This window comes from uncultured Nitratireductor sp., from assembly GCF_913053745.1.
GTDB lineage: Bacteria > Pseudomonadota > Alphaproteobacteria > Rhizobiales > Rhizobiaceae > Nitratireductor.
In genome coordinates, this window is record NZ_CAJXGF010000052.1 from 1 (window position 1) to 11,051 (window position 11,051).

The 11,051-nt window shown below is 61.0% G+C and carries 8 protein-coding genes and 1 pseudogene; 7 read left to right on the forward strand and 2 right to left on the reverse strand.

The window, feature by feature from the left end; all coding sequences use genetic code 11:
* Positions 1–3,679, reverse strand: a 3,679-nt coding sequence (locus QZ638_RS10480) for an autotransporter-associated beta strand repeat-containing protein (protein WP_295809796.1), incomplete at its 3' end; no start/stop codon positions are given.
* A gap of 434 nt (positions 3,680–4,113) precedes the next feature.
* Between QZ638_RS10480 and QZ638_RS10485 the strand changes: the two genes are divergently transcribed.
* The 3 genes from QZ638_RS10485 (at position 4,114) to QZ638_RS10495 (ending at position 7,097) form a co-directional block, all read left to right on the forward strand.
* A complete protein-coding gene (locus QZ638_RS10485) occupies positions 4,114–4,923 on the forward strand; it encodes an AraC family transcriptional regulator (protein WP_295809799.1) in 810 nt (269 codons plus the stop codon).
* Positions 4,924–5,806: 883 nt separating this feature from the next.
* Positions 5,807–6,484: an alpha/beta hydrolase gene (locus QZ638_RS10490; protein ID WP_295809801.1), complete on the forward strand. Its 678-nt coding sequence runs from the start codon at positions 5,807–5,809 to the stop codon at positions 6,482–6,484.
* A 148-nt stretch (positions 6,485–6,632) separates the two neighbouring features.
* Positions 6,633–7,097: an FAD-linked oxidase C-terminal domain-containing protein gene (locus QZ638_RS10495; RefSeq protein WP_295809802.1), complete on the forward strand. Its 465-nt coding sequence runs from the start codon at positions 6,633–6,635 to the stop codon at positions 7,095–7,097.
* Positions 7,098–7,346: 249 nt separating this feature from the next.
* On the opposite strand, the gene QZ638_RS10500 is transcribed toward QZ638_RS10495, so the two are convergent.
* A complete protein-coding gene (locus tag QZ638_RS10500) occupies positions 7,347–7,631 on the reverse strand; it encodes a hypothetical protein (protein WP_295809804.1) in 285 nt (94 codons plus the stop codon).
* 342 nt (positions 7,632–7,973) lie between these two features.
* Here QZ638_RS10500 and QZ638_RS10505 point away from each other — a divergent pair, with 342 nt between their 5' ends.
* From QZ638_RS10505 to QZ638_RS10520, 4 genes and pseudogenes are all read left to right on the forward strand, one after another.
* Positions 7,974–8,486: a hypothetical protein gene (locus QZ638_RS10505; RefSeq protein WP_295809807.1), complete on the forward strand. Its 513-nt coding sequence runs from the start codon at positions 7,974–7,976 to the stop codon at positions 8,484–8,486.
* A gap of 244 nt (positions 8,487–8,730) precedes the next feature.
* Positions 8,731–9,457: pseudogene (locus QZ638_RS10510) on the forward strand (IS5 family transposase).
* 258 nt (positions 9,458–9,715) lie between these two features.
* Entirely contained in the window at positions 9,716–10,312 is a 597-nt protein-coding gene (locus QZ638_RS10515) for a Crp/Fnr family transcriptional regulator (RefSeq protein WP_295809809.1), read from the forward strand.
* Positions 10,313–10,466: 154 nt separating this feature from the next.
* Positions 10,467–10,874, forward strand: coding sequence for a VOC family protein (locus tag QZ638_RS10520; RefSeq protein WP_295809813.1), 408 nt, complete (start codon positions 10,467–10,469; stop codon positions 10,872–10,874).
* Positions 10,875–11,051 lie beyond the last annotated feature (177 nt).

Consider the following 11,051-nt stretch of genomic DNA (forward strand, 5'->3'; position numbering starts at 1 on the left):
CCGGCAGCACGGCGACGGCGTTGTAAAGCGCATTGCCCTGGCCGAGGCTTTCGATGCCCCGGGCCGCAGCTTTCTGGTTGAAGGTCCGCGCCCTGGCGGCAAAATCGGTATCGTTGCGCGTCAGTTCCAGATCGACGCTGTTTGCGCCGTAGAACAGCTCCGGTGTCAGGAAGGCATAAGACGACGTGATATCGCCGAACGTACCGTCGATGCCGCCATCCGCCGTCAGAATGGTGTAGGTGGCGAAAGGATCGTAGGCGCTGCCGTCCAGGACGCTATGGGCGACACCGGCTCCGTTCAGCGTCGCTGTCCCCGTGGCATGGATCATGTCGCTGTCGGTTCCCGCCGGGGCGGTCTCGACTTCATAGGTGGAACCGGCATCGAAGGCGATGTCGCCATCGATCGTGAGGGTGCCGATGGAATTGCCCGGCGCCACCGTGGCGCCGGAAGCCAGCGTCGTGTCGCCCACCGTGCCGAAACCGCCGAGCCGGGCGCCGGCCTGCATCGCTATGGTACCGCCGAGCACGGCGGCATCGTCCCGCGTGCCGACGTTCAAGAGCCCCCCGGCGACCGTCGTCGTGCCGGTAAAGGCCGAGCCGTCGCCGGTGTAGAGCAAGGTGCCGGCGCCGGTTTTGTCGAAGGCGCCCGCACCCGAGAGCGTGCCGGCAAACTGTGCGTCGGCCTGCTGGTCGAGCGTGAAAGTGGCGTTGGCTCCGATTGCCGCATCGCCGGCAAACCGTTCAGCTGCTGTCGTCAGCCCGCCTGAACGAATCGTCCAGTCGAGTGCGGACGTGCCGGCAAGCGTCAGCGTGCCCGTGCCGTCCTTGACCATCCGGCCGTCCGTGCCGTTCAGCCCGGCTATATCCCCGGCAAAACGTGCATTGCCCGCCTGGTTGAAGGTGATCGTGCCGGCATTGAGGATGCTGCCGGAGATGGCGTCGGCATCGCCGATGAGCGCGCCTGCCGCGACGGCCGTGTTGCCGTAGCTGTTGGTTCCTTGGAGCACGAGTGTGCCTGCGCCCTTTTTGTGCAGGTCGCCACCATCGGCGAGGTCCTGGCCGACAGTGAAGGTGTTGTCCGCGTCGGCGATGTCGAAGCCGCCGCCATGTCCCCCCCACACGATCGTGCGGTCGGTTTCCGAAAAGCTTGTTTCCATGACTCGCAGGGTGCCACCATTGAATGTAAGGCCACCCGACGCCGCGCCTAGACTGGCGTCCTCCGCGACCTCCACGGCGCCGGCGAGAAGCTCGGTGCCGCCAGCATAACTGTTGGGACCTTCCAGCAGAAGCGTGCCGGCTTCGGTCTTCCTGATAGCGCCATTGCCCGTGATGTCGGTGGCGATCACCGCACGATCGGCAAGAACGCGGATTTCCGAACCACCAGCGACCGTCCGCAAGGTCCAGCTGCCCTCCAGGCGATAGCCCTCGTCGACGAATTGCAGGCTTTTGAAATTCTGTGTGCCCACGACCAAGATCGTGCCGCCGTTAAAGCCACCCGGTTCGTTCTTGAAGACGGCATTGTTTCCCGCCCACGTGACAGGCAGCCCGCTCGGCGGGGCATCCTTGCCGATGTTCAGCCAGTTCCGATTGCTCGCACCCCAGGTGCCGTCGCCGCCCTGCCAGTGTTGCAAAGTGTCGCTGCCCCGCGGGGCCACCAACAGATCGACATTGCCGCCGCCGGGCTGAATTTCGTAGGCGGCCGAATCGGCCAGCGAGGGTGTGGCGCCGATATCGAGCGTGTTGTCGGCCAGCGTCCCTCCGTAGGTCATCAGCCTGTAATAGCCGAAACCGGCGCCGCCCGCGTCCGCGAGGTCGAGTGTGCCGTCGAGCGTGAGATCTCCTGCAACATCGATCCGGTCGCTGGTTCCGGGCGCACCCGCCGACGAACCCGGATGGCCCAGCTCGTAATCGAGCATCGACCCCGACGACAGAGCCAGGTCGCCGTCCACCGTCAGCGTGCCGATCGAATTGCCAGGCGCGAGAATGCCGCCATCGGCGATCGTCGTGCTTCCTACCGTGCCCGCGCCGCCGAGCGTGGCCCCGTTCTCGACGGTCACGGTGCCGGCGATGCCGGCCCCCGGATGGCTTCCGTCGCCGACGATCAGCGCGCCCTCGTTCAGCGTCCAGGGCGTCTTCTCGGTCGTCGTGCCGGTCAGGACCCAGGTGCTCGTGCCGGTTTTCTCGAAAGCGTCGAACCCCTGATATTGTCCGCTGCCGCCGATAGTGCCGACATCGAACGAGCTGTCCGCCGCGCCGCCGAGCGCCAGCGTGTTGCCCGCGCCACTGGACACGACATTGCCTTCAAAACCGTAGCCGGCGTGCATTTCCAGCGTGTTGCCCGCGCCGTCGATCTCGAGCGCATTGGCCCGCACCTGGCCGGCCGCGGCGTGGCCGCTCAGTCCGCCGGAAATCGTCCCGCTATTGACGAGCGTGACGTTGTCGTCCTGGACGATTACTCCGACACCGCCAGCACCGGGCGTGCCGGTGTCCGTGTTCGCACCACCAGCGCCGCCACTGATCGCGCCGAAATTCTCCAGAGACCCTCCATTCGCCTCGTCGACAAAGACGACCCCCGCGCCAGCGTTGCCCCCCACGTATGTGGACATCGTCGAGGCGCCCCCGGCGCCGCCGGTTATCGTTGCGCCGGCCTGGTTTGTGATCGTCCCCCCATAGGTCATGAGACCATGTCCGCCCACGCCGCCATCATACGCGTCGCCTCCAGCACCGCCTATGATTCTGGCGGCGTTAATCACCGTGCCGTCATTGATCAGCGCACCGACGCCGCCCTGACCACCGCGAGACCCCCCACCGCCGCCGGGACCGCCGGCGACGGTGCCTGTATTGTCGAGAAGCCCGCCATCATGAAGAAATACGCCGGCGCCTCCCTGACCACCGCCGTAACTGCCGCCTCCCCCGGCTCCGCCGGCCACCCATCCGCCGATCACCCAAATGTCGCCGCCATCAACCGTGACGATACCGGCTCCGCCACCACCGCCGCTATGACCGGTACCCCCATCGCCGCCGATAACGAGGTTGTCGTTCGTGGCTACAGAGCCGCTTCCGGTCAGCACGACGGCGCCACCGCCGCCACCAGCGCCAGCCCAGACAGAGGATATGCCATTCGAGCCGGTGGTCCTGCCGGTCAACGTGACATCGGTGCTGGCATGGGCGCTGCCCGACCCGCCATTGCCACCGTCCTTGCCATCGTCGGCAAAGTTGCCATCGTCATGACCTGCCTCACCGCCACCGCCGCCGCCGGCGCTAAGATCTGTCCCACCCGATTGTCCGCCGGCGCCACCGAATGCGCGGCCGTCATCGTCCCCCTTGCCCCCATCCTGGGCCGGTTGCCCGGGCAGCGCGCCGGCCCCGCCATCGCCGCCAATGGCGGCAGATCCATAAACGGAATGCCCCCCCGCGCCGCCGCCGCCGGCCACACCACCCGCACCACCCGCACCGCCGCCGCTCGCTGGATCTGCGTTACCACCTGCACCACCACCGCTCTGGATCTCCTGCGCCGCCGCCGGCGTGGCCAGCAGCGCGACAACGCCGAGCGCGGGCACCGTTCCGGCCACCGCCAGCACCGAGACCCCGCTTGCAAGCGCGCGCAGGCCGGTATTACGGCGCAAGATCACCCCCCGCCGCTCATCAGCGCCGGCGTTCTTCGACAAATCGAAATGCATGCGTGTCCTCGAGTGTATCCGTGTGTTCTCCGGATACGTAAAACAACTCGGGTTCGAAACCCGCCTCTCCTTCCCCAGGAACAGGAAAAGATCGAAACGGTTTGAATCGAGCTAAATTGGCATTTTGCTGCGATGTTTCTGTGCGAGGGTAAGATTATGGCTTTGCCTATGCTATGACTCTTTTTTATCATTTTCCCGAAATTTATCAGCCAGCTACCAATGCCTTGGCTAACGAATCGTCGGAACAGGGGTGGGAATTGGCGGGGTCCGCGCGGAAACGTCCCCGAAATCGCGGGGGAAGCCGAAACGCAAACCAGGATGTGCACCCGTTTGATCTGTCGGACGGGGAACTCGTCGATGTTCCGGGGGCGCGGGGGCGTTTCTCCATTCTTCCGTTCAAGACAGGAATGATCCTGTACCTGGGAGAATTCCACGTGTTCAACGATTGCACGCTCGCGATCAATCCATTGCTCGAAGAACCATGGGTGGGTGGAAGCTTTCATTTGCTGGGATCCTCGATAATGGAGTTGCCGGATGGACGGCGGATCCCCAGACAGGAGCAGCAGGCGGTGATCAACCGGATCGACATGTTGGGCACGTCCTTTCATCTCACGGGGGAGCAGATGATTCGCCACATGGCGGTGGTCGTGCCGATCAGGATCGCGCGCGATTACATCGGCGAGCGCGGCGCGCGCAGACTCGAGCCGTTTCTAAGCGAGGAAACGGATATCTGCGCCGTCGAGCCGGTCACGACCAGCGCTCGCCTGCGCTCGTTGGCCACCGGTCTGTTTTCGCCGCGCACTGCCGGTCCCGCCCGTCACATGCGCCTTCAGGGAACGGCCTCCCTGTTCCTGTCGGAGATCATCGACAGCTATTGTCAGGTTCCGGTCGACGGGACCGATGACGGGACCGATTGGCAAAAGGCCGGGCTGGACGCGGCGATGGAGCGTATCGACCAGGATCTGGGTGCACCGCTGACCACCGATAACCTGGCCGCCGGCACCGGCATGGCGGCCAGCCGCCTGAACCAGCTATTCCTGCGGGAAACGGGTATGAATTGCTCCGCATACATCCGCACGAAGCGCATGATCGCCGCGCAGGCTCATCTTCAGCTTGGCGAGCTTACCGTCAAGCAAGTCGCCGCGGCCGTGGGATACAATCATGTGAGCAACTTCACCCGCGCCTATCGGGAACGGTATGGCGAAACGCCTTCGCGAGCGCTGCGCCGAGCAACATCGCGATAGAGCAGTGAAGCCGGAGCGACATCGGCCTTTCCAGCGCGTCCATCCGTCGCTGACGCCGGAAACACCGTAGCGGATCGATTCCGCTCGCCAAGTCGCGGCAGGGTCGATATCAGGATCGGAAAAGTTCCGCGTACTCCGGAAAACGCTTCTGTCTGAAAAGCTCGTTCAAGCGGTGAACTTTCTCGAGTATCGTCTGCCGGGCCTCTTTCGAAAGGCGGGTACTTTCGGCACCGGCGGGAACGAGGTTTCAACCGCGACGCGGCAGAGCCTGCGCGCCATACGCCCGGGCCTTTTTAACCGAAACGCTTCCGGTGTCTCGCAAGCTCCTATATTTCTACAAGATACTCCTGCGCAACCTGGCGCTTAAACTCGATGCTGTGGGTACGATATCTTGCCATGGGTCTTCTCTGAACCGCCCCGGGTTTGCCGGAGGCTGGTTGATATAAGCTATGCGGCCATTTCTGGGGTTTCCAGAGCTGCATAGTAGTTTGCTTCGGCCTCCGCTGGCGGGACATTTCCGATGGGTTCCAGCAGGCGGCGGTTGCGGTTGGCGCGGCAATGAAGTGGTAGAGATGGGTTGATTGGTTCAACAACCGGCGCCTGCTCGAGCCAGTCGGCAATATCCCGCCGGCCGAAGCCGAGACATATTACTACGCAACGTTGGATCAATCGGCCATGGCCGTATAGCTTAAACCAATGACCTCCGGCAAAGCCGACGCGGTCCAAAGGTCAGACACGGGAAGCCTAATGTGGCTGTTGTGCCGGGTGTTTATTTTGCTATCCCTTGATAGTTTGCAATACAGGGTGAGTAGGATCGGGTTGGCTGTGTTTCGCCATCTCGCCCCTACCAAGGTGGAGCACACGTCACAGGTGGGGTAAGTCGGTGAACCTTCTTCTAATTCCAGGCTTCATGCTAGATGCTGATCTCTGGACCGACATACGCCCTGCTCTTGAAGCTGCGACCAGGATTCAAGAAGCTGATACAACTTCAGACACATCGATTCAGAAGATTGCGGAGAGGGCCGTTGAGGCTCTGAATGACCCGACATTCGTGCTCGGCTTCTCAATGGGTGGCTATGTCGCGCGAGAAATAGCCTACCAAGCTCCTCAGCGCGTGAAGGGCCTGATACTGGTTGCGACCTCGGCTCGCAGCAGCGGTCAGCCTTCGACCTCGCGACAGCAAACGCCAGTTGATGAGCTGGCATTTCGTCGTTTGAGCCGCGCAGCTGTGTCGCGGTCGCTGCATCCCGGCCACCAGACCGACAAGATCATCGGCCGGGTCCAGGATATGAGCGAACGCCTCGGCCCTGACGTCTTCGTCCGTCAATCGCGGCTGAATCGCGCCGGCGACGCCCAACGCCTTGGAGAAATCCGCTGCCCCACGTTGATTGTCGCAGCCGCGCAAGATCGATTGCGCAGTTTGGAAGAGAGCCGGGAGCTTCAGACTGGAATCGCAGGATCATCTTTGGAGATTATCGAGGAGTCAGGTCATCTCGTGCCGCTGGAACGGCCCGATCAACTAGCACGACTGGTTATCGCCTTTTGTCAGGCCCATGATTGACGAGAGCGCGAAATAGGACGCAGAAATCGGGCCTGCTGCCGGTCTTGTCGGGACTAATCCGGCCCGTACCGCCGTGCACCAGACGAGGGCTGCCCACCTCCCATTCCATCTCACATCTGCAAGCCGACGCAGCCGCCATGGCCATAGGTTGATCATTTCCCGCGTCGATCGGATGCACGTGTTTTACTGCTCAATTGTACCTATACGCGATAGCCGCCAGATCTCGGCTTTGTGGGGCGTTCGCAAAGCTGCCGTTGGTTTGCTCGGAAAAAGTAGCGGCGGCCGCAGCGGTTTGGCATTCGTGGAAGATGTTGCGGTGCCGCCAGAACGGCTCGCTGATTTTGTCGACGGCTTTCGGCAAATCTTGCATGACAATGGCTTGGCATCAGGAATGTATGGCCATGCCGATGTCGGCTGCGTCCATGTACGCCCGCTCATGGACCTCTCCAAGTCCGAGCACCGCAGGCTGATCCGCGTCGTCTCGGAGGCTACTGCAAAACTTGCTGCAAGCCATGGCGGTCTCCTATGGGGTGAGCACGGCAAGGGTTTTCGTAGCGAGTATCTCGAAGATACTCGTGCCGCAACCCATTTACGCCTTAATGCAGGAGGTTAAGGCCGCTTTTGATCCGCAGAGCCTGCTCAACCCCGGCAAAATCGTTACGCCTTATCCGCATAGCGAGCGCGCGGGAGTCATACCGCGCCTCGATGCGGTTGCATTTCAGCAGCGATCTGGCGCCAAGCCCGGATCAGTGCTGCACGACGTCGTGCCATCCGTCGAGGCCTGTAATGGCAACGGAGCGTGCTTTTCGTTGAACCGGGCCGGCCTCATGTGCCGCTCCTACAAGGCCACAGCAGACCGCCGCTACTCACCGAAAGGCCGGGCTGCGATGTTACGTGAATGGGCTTCCAACAGGATCAGGGCGCAATCATCGATGACACCTTCGAGGACGAGATCAAGGCATCGCTCGACATGTGCCTGTTCTGCGGCGCGTGCACGGGCCTCTGCCCAGCCCATGTCGACATTCCCACCGCACGCTCGCATTTCCTTGAGCGCTATCACGCGTCGTTCGCGGCCGCTGCGCGAAAGGCTTCTCGCCTTGGCCGAACCGGCCATGCGCATCGCTGCCAGTTTGCCTTCAGCAAGCATGGGCGGCCTGCAGAATCTAGTGAGCGCGAAATTATCGCACGCGATCGGCTTGAAAGATCCCCCTACTCTGCCACAGGAGCGCTTCCGTTCCATGCTGTGCAGAGAGAACATCCCGACCCTCAGCCGAAAAAACCTGGTTCTCCCCCCTCGTTTTCCAAACAGAGGACCGTCCTGCTTCTGCCTGATAGCTACAATGCCGCTTTCAATCCGGGCGTGCTGATGAGCACGCTCAAGTTGCTGACGAAGATGGGTTTCGACGTCGCCTGCGCGCCGATCCTGGTGAATGGGAAGATACTGGAAATGCTAGGCTAGCGCAGCCGATACGAGACGGCACTGGCCGAGATGCGCTCCTATTGCGATGCGCTGCATTGTGCCGAGGTTACCGCCATCAGCGTTGAGCCGGCGGTCTCCGCTCAGTTTCGGCGCGCCGGCATAACCGCCGGCCTGCTGCCTCTGCAAACCTTTTTGCGCCATCATCAGGAAAGACTGCCGCAGGTCGAAGCGCGTGATGGTCGGTCCTACCGTCTCTTCGGCCACTGCACGGAACGGGCGATTTTACAGGCATCTTCCGATGAATGGCACGACGTCTTTGCCGCTGCTGGGCTGGAGCTGGATGATGCCGGCGTCGGCTGTTGCGGCATGGCAGGGCTGTTCGGCCACATGGAGGCAAATGTCGGCATGAGCCGTGCGATTTTTGAGAAGGATTGGCAACGTGCGCTCGTTCCGGACAAGCTCGTGCCGCTCGCTACCGGTTTCTCATGCCGCGATCAGATTGCTCGGTTCTGGGACGCCAAACCGCGCCATCCTGTGGAGGTCTTGGCGGGTCACTGTGCGCGGCGGTTACACCGTGATTAGGTCCTGATTCTCACCTGATTAGGTTCCTGATCTCCTCCGTGGGTTCCACGCATCCAGATGGCCGAATGCTACGCCAGGTCATCGAACGAGAAAACACCGGCAGCGAAGATTGGGGCGCCAGCGCCGACCGCACAGAGCAACGCCGCCTAGGGTCAAGACCCATTGATTTGAACTGACAGCTGTGATTCAGACGAGCGTATAAGAGCCTGACTGATGAGTAATTTTCTGGCTGACGGACGAGCAGATGGCCCGTCTTCAGCCTTATTTTCCCAAGAGCCATGGTCGCCAGCGCGTTGATGATCGACGCATTCTGAGTGGCATCATCTTCGTCAACCGCAACGGTCTCCGGGGTGCGATGCGCCGAAGGAATATGGTCCGGCGAAAACGCTTTATAGCCGCTGGAAACAGTGGGGCGACAAGGGCATCTTTATCCAGATGATGGAGGGCCTTGCTGTGCCTGAAGCTGCAGAGCACAAGACCATTATGATCGATGCGACATATCTCAAGGCCCACCGCACGGCTTCCAGCCTGCGGGTAAAAAAGGAGGCGTGGGCCGCCTGATTGGTCGCACGAAAGGCGGCATGAACACCAAGCTTCATGCCGTAACGGATGCGAGTGGTCGCCCGATCAGTTTCTTCATAACGGCCGGTCAGGTCAGCGATTACACCGGTGCTGCCGCCTTGCTTGATGCGCTTCCCAAGGCCAAATGGCTGCTGGCCGACCGTGGCTATGATGCCGACTGGTATCGTGACGCTTTACAGGCGGAGGGGATCACCCCCTGCATTCCGGGTCGGAAATCCCGCAACAAGACCGTCAAATACGACAAACGTCGCTACAAACGGCGCAACCGGATCGAGATCATGTTCGGGCGGCTCAAAGACTGGAGGCGTGTCGCGACGCGCCATGACAGGTGCTCAATGGCCTTCCTCTCCGCCATCGCTCTCGCTGCAACCGTCATCTTCTGGCTATGAGCAATGAGTCCTGAGCCTAGCGACCGAAACCGACGAACGGCGGCTTAACGAGGCTTCTCGGCCAGAACCAGACAATCAGCAGATCGACCCCATCACGGTCATTGGCACAGGTCTTATCTCTGCGAAAATGGACGCGGCGCTGCTTGCGGTTGGATGGCTGAAAGTGGGTGGAGGCCGGATCGGCAACTTTTAGCAATCGAGTTGGCAAAGCAATTGTAAGCCATCAAAGTGGCCTGCAAACGCGACGAGGTCAGTGCAATGACGACCGCCTTCTTCACCAAAATTCGCACCTATGCCGAATTATCGAAAGAATCCGAACGCGCATGGGCGTCTCTCTTGCGGCCGCGACACTATCGCAAAGATGAGGTTTTCATACAGGCAGGCAGTGTGCCGGCCACTTTCGCTTTCGTCGTCAAAGGCCTGCTTTGCCAGCATTATATTGGTCGCGACGGCGATTTGATAATCAAGTATTTCTTTCCGGAAAATCGCATCGGCGCCTCGGTGAGCGCGACCATGCTGCGCGAACCCAGCCTCTTCACGATCACAGCCATCGAGGACAGCCATGTCCTCGAATATGATTTCGCGGCCTTCAAGGGGCTGGTTCAGGCGTATCCCGACATTGCCGCCTTTTACATCGGCTACATGGAGCGCCATTGGATCATCGAAAAGGAGCCGATGGAGATCGCCTTCCGGCATGACGACGCGATGCAGCGTTACCTCGATTTCATTCGTAAGGAGCCGGACCTTCACAAGCGCTTGAAGCAGCACCACATCGCCGCCTGGCTCGGCATCACGCCTGAAAGCCTCAGCCGCCTGCGCCGCAAAATCGCCTTTGGTCGTCTGGGCAAGCGTTAATGCCATTTCTTACCAAAGATCAATTCACCCGCTTTCCGATCGCTCTAGTCATCGTGGTCAAGCAGTCGCCGTGACGGTCACGTCGAAGCTTCAACCTACCGAGTGCTGCTGCCGGAACGGGCAGATGCCATCGGGAAGCGATAGGAAATATACAATGACAAAGATGATTTTCGTGAGCCTGCCGGTCACCGACCTGGCCAAGGCTGAAGCGTTCTACGACGCGCTCGGTTTCGCCAGGAATTCACAGTTTAGCGATGAAACGAGTGCCTGCATGGTTGTCTCGGAGACGATCCATGTCATGTTGATGACGCACGCCAAATGGCAGACGTTTACCAATCGCCCGATCCCGCCCGCAACATCCAGCGAAGTCATGCTGGCATTGTCATGCGACAGCCGAGAGGCCGTTGATGCAATGAATGCAGCGGCGGCCGCGCATGGGGGAACTGCCGACATCAACCCGGCTCAGGACCTCGGCTTCATGTACAACCGCAACCTCGCCGACCCCGACGGTCATGTCTGGGAGGCCGTGTTCATGAATATGAGCGACATGCCAACCTCCTAGTGGCAATCAACCAGTCCGGAAAAGGATCACGCCCGGCCATGGAAGTGGTCTTTTTCCATTGGTCGTTTGCCAAGACCCGGCATTCGGCACAGACAGTCCCATTTCGGTCGTTTGTATCGGGCCGGCTCCGTTGGACAGCACCGGCGCAGTTTGCGAGTCAGAATTTGAATGCTCGTG